General features: G+C 66.6%; 11 protein-coding genes. 1 reads left to right on the top strand and 10 read right to left on the bottom strand.

The features are described from left to right. Positions 1-8 precede the first annotated feature (8 nt). Entirely contained in the window at positions 9-749 is a 741-nt protein-coding gene (locus tag AC1RQP_RS13565; RefSeq protein ID WP_492937355.1) for a metallophosphoesterase family protein, read from the top strand. 19 nt (positions 750-768) lie between these two features. Here the strand turns inward: AC1RQP_RS13565 and AC1RQP_RS13560 are convergent, their stop codons facing one another. The 10 genes from AC1RQP_RS13560 to coaBC form a co-directional block, all read right to left on the bottom strand. Next, on the bottom strand, positions 769-1,776 hold the full coding sequence (locus tag AC1RQP_RS13560; protein WP_492937849.1) for an ATP-dependent DNA ligase: 1,008 nt from the start codon (positions 1,774-1,776) through the stop codon (positions 769-771). A gap of 140 nt (positions 1,777-1,916) precedes the next feature. Then, positions 1,917-2,237 (bottom strand): thioredoxin, encoded by a 321-nt coding sequence (trxA, locus tag AC1RQP_RS13555; protein ID WP_074121876.1) that lies wholly within the window; start codon positions 2,235-2,237, stop codon positions 1,917-1,919. A gap of 70 nt (positions 2,238-2,307) precedes the next feature. Further along, complete coding sequence (gene addA / locus AC1RQP_RS13550; protein ID WP_492937354.1) at positions 2,308-5,817, bottom strand: double-strand break repair helicase AddA; 3,510 nt, start codon at positions 5,815-5,817, stop codon at positions 2,308-2,310. Beyond that, on the bottom strand, positions 5,811-8,957 hold the full coding sequence (gene addB, locus AC1RQP_RS13545) for a double-strand break repair protein AddB (protein ID WP_492937353.1): 3,147 nt from the start codon (positions 8,955-8,957) through the stop codon (positions 5,811-5,813). The genes addA and addB overlap by 7 nt, the downstream gene beginning before the upstream one ends. A gap of 210 nt (positions 8,958-9,167) precedes the next feature. Continuing rightward, positions 9,168-9,890: a nucleotidyltransferase family protein gene (locus AC1RQP_RS13540; RefSeq protein WP_492937352.1), complete on the bottom strand. Its 723-nt coding sequence runs from the start codon at positions 9,888-9,890 to the stop codon at positions 9,168-9,170. A 118-nt stretch (positions 9,891-10,008) separates the two neighbouring features. Then, positions 10,009-10,326 (bottom strand): PilZ domain-containing protein, encoded by a 318-nt coding sequence (locus AC1RQP_RS13535; protein WP_239628455.1) that lies wholly within the window; start codon positions 10,324-10,326, stop codon positions 10,009-10,011. 88 nt (positions 10,327-10,414) lie between these two features. Then, positions 10,415-11,959 (bottom strand): tRNA (adenosine(37)-N6)-threonylcarbamoyltransferase complex ATPase subunit type 1 TsaE, encoded by a 1,545-nt coding sequence (gene tsaE, locus AC1RQP_RS13530; RefSeq protein ID WP_492937351.1) that lies wholly within the window; start codon positions 11,957-11,959, stop codon positions 10,415-10,417. After that, positions 11,956-14,460, bottom strand: coding sequence for a sensor histidine kinase (locus AC1RQP_RS13525; RefSeq protein WP_492937350.1), 2,505 nt, complete (start codon positions 14,458-14,460; stop codon positions 11,956-11,958). The genes tsaE and AC1RQP_RS13525 overlap by 4 nt, the downstream gene beginning before the upstream one ends. A gap of 240 nt (positions 14,461-14,700) precedes the next feature. Further along, positions 14,701-15,159, bottom strand: coding sequence for a dUTP diphosphatase (gene dut, locus AC1RQP_RS13520; protein WP_492937349.1), 459 nt, complete (start codon positions 15,157-15,159; stop codon positions 14,701-14,703). Further along, positions 15,156-16,607, bottom strand: coding sequence for a bifunctional phosphopantothenoylcysteine decarboxylase/phosphopantothenate--cysteine ligase CoaBC (gene coaBC / locus AC1RQP_RS13515; protein WP_492937348.1), 1,452 nt, complete (start codon positions 16,605-16,607; stop codon positions 15,156-15,158). Before coaBC ends, dut begins: the two co-directional genes overlap by 4 nt. Between the last annotated feature and the right edge of the window lie 23 nt (positions 16,608-16,630).

The following is a 16,630-nucleotide window of genomic DNA, read 5'->3' as shown; positions in this document are numbered from 1 at the left end:
CAACAACAATGCGTTTTGCCGCGATTGCCGATATCCACGGAAATTATCTCGCACTGGAGGCCGTGCTTGCCGACATCCGCGCGCACGGCATCGCCGACATCGTCAATCTCGGCGACATGCTGAGCGGCCCGCTCGATGCGCGCCGCACGATCGAGATCCTGATGCAGCTCGATGCCGTGCATGTGCTCGGCAATCACGACCGCTATCTGCTCGACCGTCCGCCGGAGAAGATGGGCTCCTGGGACCGGCCCGCCCACGCACAGCTCGATGCCGCGCAGCTCGACTGGCTGCGCGGGCATCCGATGACGAGTGTCTTCCGTGAGCAGGTGTTTCTTTGCCACGCGACGCCCGGCAACGATGAAGTCTATTGGCTCGACACCGCGCATCCCGACGGCACGGTCGCGTTGTCGCCGCTCGATCGCATCGAGCAATTTGCGCTTGGAATCACGCAGCCGCTGATCCTCTGCGCCCACACCCATCTCGCCCGTGCCGTGCGCTTGCGCGACGGCCGGCTGATCGTCAATCCCGGCAGCGTCGGCAGCCCTGGTTATCGCGACAAGCATCCATTCCCGCATGTCGTCGAGGCCGGCAGCCCGCACGCGCGATATGCGATCCTCGAACTCGCTGATGGCGGTTGCCAGGTGACGTTTCGAAACGTGGCCTATGATCACGAGGCCATGGCCGCGCTGGCGCGCCGCAACGGACAGCCCGAATTGGCGAACGCGTTGGCGACGGGGTGGATCAAGTAGGGCCGCGCGCGTCCGGCCATCACTTCAACAGCTTCATCGGATCGGCGACCTTCTGCTTCAACTGTTCGAAGCGGCATTGCCGCGGCGCCTTGTCCGGGCGCCAGCGCAGGATCGAGGTGCCATGGCGAAAGCGCTCGCCGCTGAAATGGTCGTAGCAGACTTCGATGACGAGCTTCGGCTTCAGTGGACACCATTTCGCCGAGCGTTCGGTCGACCAGCGGCTCGGCCCGCCCGGCGCGTTCCCGGTGAAGCCAGGCTCGCCGATCAGCGCCTCCAGCCGGTCGGTCAGGTCGGGCTTCTCATCCGCCTTGATGGCCGAGGTGAAGCCCACATGGTGCAGCAGGCCGTCATCGTCGTAGAGCCCGAGCAGCAGCGAGCCGACCACCTTGCGGCCGGCGATCTCGTTGGTGGCGTAGCGGAAGCCGCCGACCACGCAATCGGCGCTGCGGAATTTCTTGATCTTCTGCATGCCGTCGCGATTGCCCGCCTGATAAGGCAGGTCGACGCGCTTGGCGATGACGCCATCCGAGCCGCCGCCGGATTGCGCGAGCCATTTCCCGGCCGTGGCGTAACTCGTCGTCGCAGGCGAAAGCCGGAAGATGCTGCCCTTGAGATGGGACTTCGCAAAAGCTTCCAGTGCCGGCCGTCGCTCGCGAAGCGACGCCTTCGCAAGCTGCTTGTCTCCGGCCGTCGCGAGCAGATCGAAAACGAGGTAGAGCGCGGGCGTCTCCTGGGCGAGCTTCTTCACCCGGCTTGCGGCAGGATGAATTCGCTGCAGCAGCGCGTCGAACGAAAAGCCCTTGCCTTGCGGCACCACGATCTCACCGTCGAGCGTGAAGCGATCCGCCTTCAGCTTCAGCGCGGCGGTGACGATCTCGGGAAAATAGCGCGCAAGGTCCTCGCCGGATTTCGAGCGCAGATCGACGTTGCCGCCCTCGCGCGACAGCAGGCAGCGGAAGCCGTCCCACTTGGGTTCATATTGCCATTCCTTGCCGCGCGGGATCTCGTCGACCGAACGCGCCTCCATCGCGACGAGAGAGCTCGATCTTCGGGCGCGCTTCGCAGGTGGGGCTGGCAAGGGCGGGACTCGTCATACGCTGAACACGTCCCATCAACGCAAACGGCCGGCTTTCGCCGGCCGCTTCCGAAAATAATCTTCGAGGCGGATCAGACCGCGGAGGTGATCCACTGCTGCAGCTTCGCCTTGGGCGCCGCGCCGACCTGGCGGGAGGCCATCTCGCCGCCCTTGAAGATCATCAGGGTCGGGATCGACATCACGCCATATTTGGAGGCGGTCTTCGGGCTCTCGTCGACGTTGAGCTTCACGATCTTGACCTTGTCGCCCATCGCGCCGGCGATCTCGTCGAGGGCGGGCGCGATCATGCGGCAGGGGCCGCACCATTCGGCCCAGAAATCGACGACCACGGGGCCGTTCGCCTTGAGCACTTCGGTTTCGAAATCGGCGTCGGAAACCTTGCTAACGGCCATTGGGAGTACCTCACTCGGTTGAAAGAGAATCGGCGCGACCTGGAATCGCGCCTGGGATCATGCGGTCAACCTATGAACGGCTCCTTGCCGGGTCAAGGACGCTCACACCGAGATGAAGGGATGCCAGCGCCGCGTCCAGCGCGGGGGCCAAAATCTCCATGTATTCAAGGGCCTCCGTCCAGAGCAGGACGGCCCTGACAGGCTTCCGGGGATAAAGCCGCGACAGCACCGCCCGGTACAGCGCAAGCTGGCGGACATAGGCCGCCGGCGCCTCTGCGGCGCTTTTGGGGGCCGCCTGGTTGGTCTTGAAATCGACGATCAGGACTTCCTCAGGGCGAACGACCAGCCGGTCGATCTGCCCCGACACCAGCGCCGGAGTGCGGCCCGGCCGCTCCAGCCGGCCGGCGATGGCAACCTCCGCCCGGCTTCCGGCGGCAAAGACCGCGGCGAAACGCGGTTCAGTGATCAAGCTGAGCACCTTGTCGACCAGCGCAATGCGGTCGGCCTCCGGCCAGTCCGAGGCATTGCGTGCCATAAAGCCGAGCGCCGCCTCGCGCCGGCGCTCAACGGCGATGTCGGGCAGGGATTGCAGCAGACGGTGCACCAGCGTGCCGCGCTGCAGCGCCAGAGCGCGCGACTGGATTGACTCGCCGGTCCGCACGCTGCGGCCTTCCTCGGCAGACTGGCCCGAGGGGCGCACGGGATCGTCGTCGATGGGCTCGCTCGGCACCGGCGTCCGCAGCCAGTCCGGCAGCACGATCGATTGGTCCAGGGGCGCCGCCGGCGCCCCCAGCGCCGCGACATCTTCCGGTCGGGCGAATCGGGTGACCTTGCCGAGCGGCGTCTCGATGATCTGCTTGTTCAGGCCCGCGCCGGCGAGACCGGTGTCGACGAGGTCGTACCAGCTCAGCTTGCGGACGTCCTTCCTGTTGCCCGGCAGGCAGCCGCCGACGATCAGCCGGTCCGCCGCGCGCGTCATCGCGACGTAGAGCAAACGGCGATACTCGTCTTCTGTCTCCTCGATCATCGCATTGCGGGCCTCGGCGACCGGCTTCGGATCGTCGGCCTTGCGGCCGGCCCAGACCACGACCTCGCCGCCATTGTCGCGCGATACGTTGATCAGCTGAAGCCGCTGCGAGTCCGCGGGCGAGGAGGTGGTGTCGACCATGAACACGACGGAGGCCTCGAGGCCCTTGGCGCCGTGCACGGTCATCACCCGGACCTCGTCGCGCGAGATCTCCATGTCGCGCTTCACCTCGGTATCGGCCGAGCGCAGCCAGGCCATGAAGCCCTGCAGCGAGGCCGGTGCCTTACGCTCGTAGTTCAGCGCGAGCTCAAGAAATTCATCGAGGGCGTCGTTGGCCTCATGGCCGAGCCGGCGCAGGATGCGCGCACGCCCGTCGTCGCCGCCGAGCAGCCAGGCATAGAACGCGAACGGCGTCTCCTCGGTGGCGAGCATCTCGCAGGCTTCCAGGCGCCGCAACGCAGCGGCGAACTTTTCGCTTCCAGCTGCGTGCTCGCCGAGCGCGCGGCGCAGCGATCCCTTGCGGTCCCAGGCCAGCGTGAACAAATCGTCGTCATCGAGCCCGAACAGCGGGCTCTTCAGCGCCACCGCGAGCGCGAGATCGTCCTGCGGCAGCAGCAGCGCGTCGGCGAGGTTCATCAAATCGATGATGGCGATGTGCTCGGTGAGCTTGAGACGGTCGGCGCCGGCGACCGGGATATTGGCGTGCTTCAGCGCCTGGATCACGGCATCGAATGCGTTGCCGCGCCGGCGCACCAGGATCAGCATGTCGCCATAGCGTAGAGGACGACGCTCGCCCTCGTGCCCTGTCAGCGTGCCGCTCTCGACCAGCCGCTTGATCTCGGCCTGGATGCGTCGCGCGAGCTTGACCTCAGGGCTGGTGACTGCGACGCCGTCGAATGGCGCACGCCAGCCCTCGATGTTCTGCTTGTCGTCCGCGACTGCTAAGTCCCAAAGCTCGATTACGCTCGGGCCTGCATCGGCGAGCGCATTGTGTACAGGATAGGCTTTCTCCGCATGGATGCTGCGATAGATAGTCTCTTCGCGAAAGACATGATCGACCGCATGCAAGATCGCTGCGCCCGATCTGAAAGAGTAATTGAAAGAAACCGGATCGAACTTCAGCTTGGCAGCCTCAAACTTCCTTCTGAGATCATAACGGCGTCGATCGAACTCTCGAGGTTGTGCGCCCTGGAATGAGAAGATCGATTGCTTCTCGTCGCCAACCGCAAAGACGGTGCGGTTCAGCCCCTCGCGCGCGCCTTCGCCGGCGGTGAATTCGGAGATGATGTGCGCGACGATGTCCCATTGGCGCGGGCTGGTATCCTGCGCCTCGTCGATCAGCACGTGATCGACGCCGCGGTCGAGCTTGTAGTGCACCCAGCCCGAGGAAATGCGGTCGAGCATCGCCAGCGTCTTGTCGATGAGGTCGTCATAATCGAGCAGACCGCGCTCCTGCTTCTCGCGGCGGTAGTTTGCAGCAGCGGCGGTCGCAATTCGCAGCAGCGCCGCCGTGCGGTCGCGCACGGCTAACGCGCGGCGTTTCTCGATCAGTCTGTCGAGTCGCCGTGCCTCACTGTCGAAGAGATGAGCAACGGAAGGATGATCTTTGCAAAATTGCTTCGTCAACAACGTCTTGCGCGGTTGCTTCTTTTCATCGGTTAGGAACACGCTGAGATAGGCATCAACTTGCGCACTCCCCGACAACGCCTTCGCCAACCGTAAGCAATCGGCTTGATCCTTTTCAGTCTTGTTCCCATCGCCAAGCGCAAAGGCGATCTCGTCCCAGCGCGCGCGCGGCAGAAACGGGCCGTCCAGAATCTCCGTCTCGACATCCTCGATGCGATCGCTCGTGTCGACGCCCAGCACCGCAGCCATCTGCGCGGCAGCGGCTTCCGCGTTGCCGGCCTCGTCGGTCCAGGCCATGAAATGATCGCGGCTGAGGCACGCTTCGCGCACGACCTCCTTGAAGGTGACATCGGCGGCACTCGACATCGCGGTCAGGAGCGCGCGTCCTGTCACGCTCTCGGGGGCGCGCGCTGCCTCCAGCAGCACCTTCAGATTGGCGCGCTCCATCATGTCAGTCTGGTCGCGCTCGTCGATCACGGCGAAGCGCGCCGGCACGTTGGCCTCGAACGGAAACTGCTGGAGCAGGCGGGTGCACAGCGCGTGGATGGTCTGCACCTTCAGCCCGCCCGGGGTCTCCAGTGCGCAGGCGAACAGTTTTCGCGCGTCGCGCCGCAGCTTTGCGCTGGGATGCGGGATGCCGACGGCGCGGATCGCGGCATCGAGCCCGGCATCATCCAGCGTCACCCAATGCCCGAGCGTGGTGAACACACGCTCGGCCATGTTGGCCGCGGCGGCCTTGGTGAAGGTGATGCAGAGGATCTTTTCCGGCGGCACGCCCGACAGCAAGAGGCGGATCACGCGCTGCACCAGCACATGCGTCTTGCCCGAGCCGGCATTCGCCGAGACGAAGGCCGATGCAGTCGGATCGGATGCACGCGCCTGCCGCGCGCGCACCTCGTCAGGGATGGGCCGCGGCGCCTTCACCATTCCTCGATCCCCAATCCGCCGGCGGCGGACCATTCCTTGATCCGGGCGAGATCGTCATAGGTGCCGTAGCGGTTCGCCCACATCGGCAGATTCAGCGAGGTATAGGCTTGGTTCTCGTCCTCGAAGGCACGGATCAGCGCTTCCAGCTTGGCTCGCGCTTCGGCTGCCGCGGTATCGGGCGGCTGCGGCTCGTCGCCTTGCTTGAACTTGAGCTCCAGGATGCGTTCCTCGCCCGGCGGATTGTTGCCGCTGAGGCGGACATAGACGAGCTGGCTCACCGAGGAGCCGGCGTCGATATCAGGGAAGCCGCCCTCGCGCAAAATCGCGGCTTCCAGCGTGAGCTGCGGTGACAGGCCCATGCGGACCTGCTTGCCGGTCGGCGGCTGCCCGGTCTTGTAGTCGAGAATGGCGTAGCTGCCGCCCTGGCGGCGCTCGATGCGGTCGGCGCGCGCGGAAAGATAGAAAGTGCGCGCATTGTCGAGCGGGATCGAGATCTCGCCCCGGGTCTCGGCCGTGATGGCCTCGATCGCGTCGCGCCGCGCCGTCTCCCATTCGCCGAACCAGCGCGCGATACGCTGGAAGCGGGGCCACCACAGCGCCCGCGCCTCGGGACGCTCCATCAGCGGCGCAAAATGTTTCTCGCCGATCACACGCAGCACGCGCGCGGGATCGTCGGGCAGATGTGCGGCATAGGCCTCGGTGAACTCGCCGAGCGCATCGTGAATCGCCGAACCGCGGTCGGCAGCCGAGAGCGGCATGTCGACGGGATCGAGCGCATCGAGCCGCAGGATGCGTTTGGCGTAGATCGTATAGGGATCGCGCAGCCAGTCTTCGATTTCGGTGACGGACATCTTGAGCGGTCGCATGGCGCGCGGCGGCCGCGGCTCCGGCTGCTTGATCGGTCTGACCTCGTCGGGCTGGTCCAGTGCGGCGGCGAACTGCACATATTTCTCGCCGGCACGGACAGCCGCGTTCCAGAGAGCATCGCCCGCGACCGCCTCCAGACGGTGCAGGAAGCGCGAGGCGACCGCCGGTGCGCCGCCGGCCTTGGCGGAATGGGTGAGGATCACCTCGTCGCCGCCGAGCAGTTGCGCGAAGTCATGGGCGGAGAGGCCGATGCGGCGCTCCGGCAGGTCGAGCCCGAGCTCGTGCCGCATCGGCCGGCTGAGCCAGGGATCGATGCGCGGCGCCGGCGGCCAGACACCTTCGATCAGGCCGCCCACGATGATGCGGTCGGCCTGCATCAGCCGCGATTCCAGCGGGCCGTAGATCTGCAAGCGGGCGCCGGGTCTGTCGCGCCGCCGCACCGCGCGATCGCCGAACGCCGTCTGGAAGACGTCGGGATAGTCGGGCAGCGGCACCATCAGCCCGCTGGCCGTGCCGCTGCGCAGGAGATCGTCAAAGGCGCTGGCAAGCGCGAGACCATCGCGATCCTCGAAGGCGAGCGGGATGCCCTGCTCGTCGCGCGACAGCTCGATCAGGATCTCGCGATGCCGATGCGCGAGCTCGGCGAAGTCATATGGTCTCGCGGGCGGCAGGCTCTCGATTGGCGCCAATGCCTTTTGCAGGACATCGATCAGCGCCTGGATGCGATCGAGATCCTCCGCCTTGAGACGCGCCCGCGGCTCGGCGCGGTGCAGCGCGGAGACCTCGCGGCGCCAGAGCTTTGCGAGTTCCTCGCGGAAACGGTTGAATTCGCGCAACAGGCCTGCGGTGGCCGCCGGCGGGCGCGTGCCGCGCAGGACTGCGAGCTCGAGGCCTTCGATTGCCATCTTCCACGCGCCGGGCGCGCGGCCGAGCCGGCATAACGGATGCTTCAGCATCGCCAGCAATGTCGGCGGCTCCAGCCCCCTTGTCGCCGCCTCTGCCGCGAGACGCGCGAAAGTGCCGGCGGATGTTTCCATCAGCACATCGCCGCCGGAATCGTCGAAGGCGAGGTCCCATCGGGTCAGCGCCGCCATCACCCGCCGCGCCAGCGCGCGGTCAGGCGTCACCAGCGCCGCCGATTTGTCGAGATGCCGCGCCTCGCGCATCGCAATGGCAATCGCGAGCGCTTCCATTTCAGGGTTGGGGGCTTCGACGACAGCGAGGTTGTTCATGCCGCCGGCGATCTTCGCGGCGACGTCAGGCTGCTTCAGGCGGTCATGCCAGACTTCCGTCCTGGCAGACGGCCGCATCGATTCGGACGCGAGCAGATCGCGGCCGTCTTCCGCCGGGGGCTGAAGCAATTCGACATCGCCACGCTTGATACCGAAACGCTGCAGCAGCGCGTGCATGGCATATTGCGGATGGTTCGAGGCCGGATGCTCCACGAACTTGCCGAGCGCATCGCGCACGCCGCCGATGGTGCGCCAGGCGTCGTCGTCGAGATCGGTGTCGAGGCCGGGCAGCACCACCGCGCCATGCGGTAGCGATGCGACTGCGTGCAAGAACTTCGCGGTGGCCGGCATCGAGCCGGTCGACCCCGCCGCAATCACCGGCCCGCTCGGATGCGCGGTCAGCCGTTTGGCTTCCGCCGCGATCAGGAGATCGCGCCGCGCGGCCGGCTCGATCCGGTTGATCTCCGCGAGATGATTGGGCCAGGCGATGCGCGCGATGCGCAGGAATTCGAGCGAGTGCTGCCAGTACCGATCGAGCTGGTCCGGTACCAGTCCATCGAGCGCGCTCCAATCGACTCCGCGCGTGACCATGTCGTCGATCAGGCGCGCGAGATCGGATGCAAGCGCCAGCGTCGAGGCCGGCCCGCCGACCACCAGTGGCGACAGCACCGGGCCCCTGGCCCAGGCGGCGACGAGCTGCGCCAGTGTCAGCCGCCGTTCGAGCTCGCCCAGCCGCGGCGGAATGTCGAGCGGCGCTGCACCGGAAAACTGTTCGCTCTCGCCGGCGAAGGCGAGCTCGTCCTCGTCGATGTCGCCGAGCGCGACGATGCGCGGCAGCACGACCGCGTCCGCTTTCATTTCATCGAGGAAGATCTCACGCACGACGCGCATCGCACGCCTGGTCGGCAGGTACAGCGTGGCGTCGGCCAGCCGCGCCGGTTCCTTGCGGGCCTCGAACCCCTCGACCAGCCGGCCGTCGAGCAGGGCCATGACGACCGTGCGCAGAAACGGAACTGAGATGGGAACGCTGAAAACGCGCATGAGCCGCCTGATTCGAGAATCAGGGCAATATAGGGAGGCGGGGTCAAATGGTCATGCGTTGCGGCGGGGTCTTCCCCGCTGTTCGCCAGGCTGGACAGGTGTCATCATCCGCGAAGGCGGATGATCCAGTATTCCAGAGGCGATGGAGTTTGACCCGAGAGGCCGCGGCGTACTGGATGCTCCGCCTTCGCGGGGCATGACAGCATGGCCCTACGCCACGCTCTCCAGAAACGCCTCTTCCGCGGCGTGAACGGCATCAGGCGTGCCGACATGCATCCAGACACCGTCAAGCCGCAGGCCGAACAGCCGCTCCTGCTCGTTGGCGCGATCGAACATCCTGGTCAAAGAGAACTCGCCCTTCGGGGCGTCGGCGAAGATCGATGGCGACATGACCGCCGCGCCGGCATAGACGAACGGAACGACTTCTTTTTCCTTGCGCTTGCGCAGGGCACCGTCGGGCAGCATGCCGTAATCGCCGCGGCCGCCATAGCCGATGCTGGTTGCGGTCGGCGCCATCAGCAGCAGGATATCCATCCGCGCCGGGTCGAAATTTTCAGCGAGCCGCGTCAGGTTCGAGCGCACGCCATCGATCCACAGCGTGTCGGAATTGACGTGGAAGAACGGCGCGTCGCCGAGCAGCGGCAGCGCCTTGACCACGCCGCCGCCGGTGCCGAGCACCTGGTCGCGCTCGTCGGAGATGGTCACGCGCGGATGCTGGCGCGAAGCGACGTGATTGATGATCTGATCCGGCAGGTAGTGCACGTTGACCACCGCCTCGGTCACGCCGGCCTGGCCGAGCTTGTCGAGCACGTGGTCGAGCAGCGGCTGGCCCGCCACCGGCACCATCGGCTTCGGCATCGTGTCCGTCAACGGACGCATGCGCAGGCCAAATCCTGCGGCGAGCACCATGGCTTTGGTCGGTTTGACGGGCATCCTTCGCTTTCTCAGACCTTTCGCGTTCGCAGCAATCGTACCACGAGGCTCGATCAGCCGCATTGCATCTCGACCGCCTTAACCACCCGCCGTGACGGTTGTACGACGGGTGTTGCCGTCACGCCCCAATGGTCGCGGAACGCGCCTTTTTCTTTCTTTCACCGATCTTGAGGAAATTGACGCCGATCTGGTCGCCATTGACCCAGGCAAGCTCACAGCGCCGGTACGCCAGCCCGGTGGACGACAGCAGGAGAAAGAATTCCTTCAGATGGAGCCCTTCCACCGAGCCGTCGATGGTCAGCTTGGCGCCGCTCTCCGAGACGTCCTCCATGGTGCAGTCGCGCCGCCAGGTGCCGTCGATTCCCATGATCTGGGCCGGAATCCCGCGTTCGAAAACAACCCGGCCGTTGCCGCGCTGGTCCGTCTGTACCGCCATCTGTCCCGCTCCAGCCCCGTAATCATCCGGCTGCCTCGCCGCCAGAATACCGACGTCTTGGCTAACGGCCGGTAAATCGCGCCGCAAATCAGGCTTGAGGCGGTTCTTGGGACGGTTCTTGGGGCGGCGGGACGTTGGCGAGATACCACTCGCGCAAGGCGCCGAGCGCGGGATGCGCCAGCGAGCGCTGGAGGTAGGTCCAGATCCGCGGCTGGTGGCGCAGATAATGCGGCTTGCCGTCGCGGCGGTTGAGCCGGGCGAAGGTGCCGAGCAGGCGGGTGTTCCGCTGCGCCGACATGATGGCGTAGAGCTCGGCAAAGCCGGCCGCATCGAAGCTGGTGTCCTGCGCGCGCCGCGCCTTGATGTAGCGCGACAGCAGCGTCAGCTCGATGTTCTCGGGCACGTCGATGCGGGCGTCCTGGAGCAGCGACACCACGTCGTAGGATTGCGGCCCCAGCACGGTGTCCTGGAAATCGATCACGCCCACCCGCTCGATGCCGCTGCGCTCTCCGAGCCAGATCAAATTGGGTGAGTGATAGTCGCGGATGATCCATGTCTTCGGCGCCGCCAGCGGCGTCCTGAGCAGTTCGCGCCACATCGCGAAGAATTCCGCGCGCTTGTCGTCGCTCAACGGCGCGTTGCGATCGGGCAGGTACCATTCCGGCATCAATCCGATCTCGATCAGCATCGCCTCAACGTCGAAGACGGGGATCTCGTAGGTCTTCCCGTCCAGCGGCAGCGTCTCCGGCAGCGCCTTGCCGTGCAGCATCGCCAGCAGATCGGTCGCGGCTTCGTAGCGCTCGCCGATCGGGCGTGGCGGATCGCCTTCGATCACACCTTCGCTGCCGAAGTCCTCGGTAATCAGGAAGCCATGATCGAGGTTGGAATGATGAATCGCGGGCGCGGAGATTCCCTGCGCGCGCAGGCCTTCGGCGATCGCGACGAAGGGTTTGACGTTCTCCGCGAGATGCACCGCGGCGCTGTAGGACTTTCCGTTGTAGAGGGCCGCGCCGTCGGGCCGCTGCGGAAAGTTCATGAGGATGACGATGCTGTCGTCGCGCAGCAGCCGCGCATAGGAGCGCGTCGAGGCATCGCCGGCCATGCGCTTGCGCGTCGCCTCCATGTAACCGGATGCGTCGAGGAAGTCGCGCAGCGCCTTCAGCCGCGCGACTTGCGCGGCGCCCTTGCCATGGCCGGTGATGTCGGCGGCGCGTGCGCTCGATCCCAGCGCCGGCCGGTGCGTCAGGGCGATGTCGATGCGATCCTCGGGCATCGCCGACGGTGCGCGCTCGGGCCATTCGATCAGGACGAGGGTGGCATCCGGGAGCGGCGACAGGCCGATCTCCTCGAGCTCGCTCTCGTCCTCGACGCGGTAGAGATCGGCATGCATCACCGGAAAGGGCGGCAGCTCGTAGCCCTGCACCAGCGTGAAGGTCGGGCTCGGCACCTCCAGCGTCTCGTCGCTGGCGAGGTAGCGGATCAGGCTGCGTGCTGCCGCAGTCTTGCCGGCACCGAGATCGCCGGTGAGGGTGATGACGTCACCGGGGCCGACCAGCAGCGCGAGGTCGGCCATCAATTGCGCAGTGGCCGTCTCGTTGTGGAGCGCGACGGAGAATGTGGTCGGTTCCGTCATTCGGCGGCGTCGCGATGCGCCGCCTGGTCGGTCGGGAAATCGCAGATCACGACCGTGCCTCGGCCGACGATCGAATCCACCCGCACCTTGCCGCCATGCAGCTCGACGAAGGAGCGCACCAGCGACAGGCCGAGCCCGGCGCCGCGGTGACGCGAGCCCTGCGAGCGGCTTTCGAACCAGTTGAACACCTTGTCCTTCATGTCGGCAGGTATTCCAGGTCCCGAATCTGTCACGGTGAAGACCACGCTGCGTTCGGTGCGGCGCGCGCTGATGCCGACGGTGGAATCCTGTGGAGAAAACCCGACGGCGTTGGCGAGGAGGTTATAGAGCACCTGCACCACGCGCTTCTCGTCGCCGACGAAGCTGCCGACGTCGGGCGCGATCTCGACCTTAAGGCGGATGCGGTCGGTGGCGAGCCGGTCCTGGATGCCCTCCGCGGCGAGCTCGATGGCCTTGCTGACGTCGACTTGCCCGAGTTCCAGCTTCATCGCGCCGGCGTCGATGGTGGCGAGATCCAGGATGTTGTTGGTGAGCGCGAGCAGCGCATTGGTCGATTTGGTGACGTAGTCGAGATATTCGGCCTGCTTCGGCGTCAGCGGCCCGGTCGAGGGATCGCTGAGGAAATGCGCAAAGCCGATGATGGTGGTGAGCGGCGAGCGCAGCTCGTAGGAGACGTGGTGGACGAAATCCACCTTCATCTGGTCGGCGGCCTCCAGCGCCTCGTTGCGCTCGCGCAGTGCGCGCTCGACGTTCTCGGTGTCGGTGATGTCCTGGAACGTCAGCATGGTGGCGCCGTCGGGCAGCGGCCGGATCATGCCGTCGAGCACGCTGCCGTCCTTGCGCTCCAGCTTCAGCGGCACGTCGGCGCGGTTTTCGATCGAGGTGATGGCCTCGCGGATCTGGCGCCAGACGACGGGATCGTCGTAGAGCTGATGGCACCAGCCTTCCACCGTCTGGATGTGCGGCTCGTCGCGCATGGCATCGCTGGAGAGCTTCCACATCCGGACGAAGGCCGGATTGAACAGCTGCGCCTTGCCGTTGCTGCCGAACACCGCCACGCCCTCGGCGAGGCTGTCCAGCGTCTCGCGCTGAACGCGGATCAGGCCGTCGAAGCGGCGGGCGAGGTCGAGGCTTTCGGTGACGTCGTCGAACAGGTAAGTGACGCCGCCCTCGGGGTTCGGCGTGGTGACGACCGAGAGCGCGCGGCCGTCGGGCAGGAACCAGGTGTCCTTGGCGGTCTCGACCGCGCGATAGGCGTCGTGCAGCTTGGCCTTCCAGGCGCGGAAATCCGGCTGCTCCGGCAGCTTGCGCGCGGCGCGGAGCTGGTCGAGCACGCTGGAATCGTCAGGGTTGGCGTCGAGGAAGGTGCGGTCGAGGTCCCACAGCCGCCGATAGGAATCGTTGTAGAAGGCGAGGCGGCGCTGGCCGTCGAACACGGCGACGCCGGAGGAGAGCTGGTCGAGCGTGCGGCGGTGCGCCTCCGCCATCCGCACCAGCGCCGACCTCAGCGCATCCGCCTCGCTGGCATCGATTGCGACGCCGACGCTGCCGCCGCCCACGTTGATGGCGCGCACGTCATAGATACGCCGCTCGCCGCCGATCACGATCGGCAGCCGCGAGCTGAAATTGGCCGCGTCCTTCAGTCCCCGTTCCATCGCGGTGCGGTTGGCGCTGTCGAGCAGCTCGAGCTTGCGCTCCTGGGCATCGGTGACGCTGTTCGCTTCGGTGGCGCGCACATAGGCCGGATTGGCGTAGGTCAGCGCGCCGTTCTCACCCTTGGCCCAGATTGGCCAGGGCGCGGCTGCGGCAAGGCCGCGCAGCATCTCGGTCTCGTCGGAGAGCGCCTTGTAGCGCAGATGGGTCTCGGCCAGATCGCGGCGCAGTCCGGAGAGCTCGCGAATCCGGACAATGGCCTGGCCGCCGATGGCACGGCCGATCGCTTCCAGCGTATGGCCGTGCGCGGTGGTCAAGGTCAGCTGGAACCCGTCGCCGCGATCGCGCAGCGCGTCGACGGCATGGTCCATCTGGAGCGCTGGCTCCGGGGGCAGCCAGGTTCCGAACGCCAGCACGCGCTGTGGGGAGGAGTCGCGCGGCAGCACCATGGAGATGTCGCCGGAGATCTGAACGCGGTTGTCGCCGGCCGGCCAGGAGATCAGGATCTGCGGTTCGGCGAACAGCAGCGCGCCGAAGCGGTCGGCCTGGAGCTGAAGTTCCCCGATCCGGGCGCGCAGCCGCGCCTCGTTCTTGACCAGGCGCACCCGCGTGCGCATCAACAGGATCGCGGCCACCACCGAGAAGCCGAGCAGCGCCAGCGCGGTGGCGAGGACGGCGAGTTCCTGCCGGTTGAAATCCAGCATGGTGGAGAAGGTGTCGATGAGATCGGCGGCCCTGGCCTGCGCAGCCGGCAGCAGCGCCGCAAGAGCGCTCCCAATCAATGCGCTGCGCGCCAGCGACGTGCACGACAGCAGCGTCCGACGCATCGACACGATCACGCCTGACATAGTTGCCCCAAGACCGCACGAATTTGCGCGCGGCGACCCCCGTCGCGCGCGAATCAAAAGACAATACCCCCACCGTGACTCCGCCGGTAAGAGTCCAGATCGTGAACGTAAAGGAGGCCCCCCAAAAATGCCGCCGTGGTGTTCCCGCCCACATGGTTCTTGGGATTCCGCAGGTCGCGCGGATGGCGCGCCACGATCAGGGTGCGCGTTCCCGCTTCGCTCGCGGAAGAGGTCAGGAATTCAGCGGCCGGTCGAGCCGAAGCCGCCGGCGCCGCGATCGGTCGGCGACAACGCCGCGACGGGAACGAGGGCAGCCTGCACCACGGGTGCGATCACCATTTGGGCGATGCGCTCGCCGCGCTTGATCACGAAGGGCGCCGCGCCGTGGTTGATCAGGATCACCTTGATCTCGCCGCGGTAGTCCGCGTCGATCGTGCCCGGCGAGTTCAGCACGGTGACGCCGTGCTTGGCGGCAAGCCCCGAACGCGGCCGCACCTGCGCCTCGTGCCCCGGCGGCAGCGCGATCGCAAGGCCCGTCGGCACCAGCGCGTATTGGCCCGGGGCGAGCGTCATCGGCTCGCTGTCCGGAACGGCTGCCATCAGGTCGAGGCCGGCGGCCTCGCTGGTCTGATAGGCCGGCAACGGCAGACCTTCGGCATGGGCGAGGCGCTGCAGTTCGACCGTGACCTTCGTGCTCAAGATGCCGTCTCCAGGGATTTGTCGGTCACGCTTCTGGCGACATGCGCGACCAGTTCGATGGCGACCTGTTCCTTGGTCATCACCGGCCAGGAATCAACTGCAATCTCGCCGTCCTTCGCACCGTCCTTGCGGCTGAGGAGGTGGACGGTGTTGCGGTCGCCGCCCATCACGCCGGTCGCCGGCGACACGTCATTGGCGACGATCCAGTCGCAGCCCTTGCGCGCGAGCTTGGCCTTGGCGTTGTCGATGAGACGTTCGGTTTCGGCGGCAAAGCCGATTACCAGGGGCGGGCGCTTGTCGGTCAGCTTCGAGATCGTGGCGAGGATGTCGGGATTCTCGACCAGCTGAAGCGGCGGCATGCCGGCCGCGGTCTTCTTCAGCTTCTGCTCGCCCTCGTTGGCGACGCGCCAGTCGGCGACCGCCGCGGCGAAGATCGCGATATCGGCGGGAAGCGCGGCCTGCACCTGCTCCAGCATCTGCCGCGCCGATTCGACGTGCTTCACCGTCACTCCGGGTGGATCGTCGAGGTCGACCGGGCCGCTGACCAGGATCACCTCGGCGCCGGCGGCCTGCGCGGCGGCGGCAATGGCAAAGCCCTGCTTGCCGGAGGAGCGGTTGGCGATGTAGCGCACGGGGTCGATCGGCTCGTGCGTGGGACCCGCGGTGATCAGCACGCGCTTGCCGGCGAGCGGCCGCGGCACCGGCGGCCGCAGCAGCCGTTCGGCGGCATTGGCGATCTCGATCGCTTCCGACATGCGGCCGATTCCGGCCTCGCCGGCTTCGGCCATCTCGCCGGAATTCGGGCCGATCAGCACCACGCCGTCGCGCTGGAGCAAGCCGACGTTGCGGCGCGTCGCCGCGTTGCTCCACATCAGCGGGTTCATCGCCGGCGCCAGCAGCACCTTGCGGTTGGTCGCGAGCAGGATGGCGCTGGCGAGATCGTCGGCGTGGCCGTTCGCCATCTTCGCCATCAGGTCGGCGGTCGCCGGCGCCACCACGATCAGGTCGCAGTCGCGCGCGAGGCGAATATGGCCGGCGTCGAATTCGCTCTGGGGGTCGAACAGGTCGGTATAGACGCGCTCATGCGACAGCGCGCTCACCGCCAGCGGCGTGACGAATTGCTGGGCCGCCTTGGTCAGCACGCAGCGGACCTCGATACGGCGCTCCTTCAGCCGGCGGATCAGGTCGAGCGATTTGTACGCCGCGATTCCGCCGCCGATGATCAGGGTGACGCTGGCTTCGGGGAGGGCGCCAGTGCGCTGCGGCGCCGGTGCGGCGGACGGGGCAGGCGGCACCGCAAACGGCGTCAGCGGCTCCTCGCGGCCCTCGATCAGTTCCCGCAGGATGACCCGGACCTCTTCCTCGACCGACCTGCGGTTCTTGGCCGAGCGCAGCCGCAGATAGGTTTTGACGCCGTCGTCGAGCTTGCGGATGGTCAGGCTTGCCATGACGCCCCTCCAGCACGGAATGA

Source organism: Bradyrhizobium sp. GW821-FHT13H06 (assembly GCF_058803975.1).
Note: the sequence above shows the minus strand (reverse complement) of the source record. Positions and strands in the feature narration are given on the sequence as shown.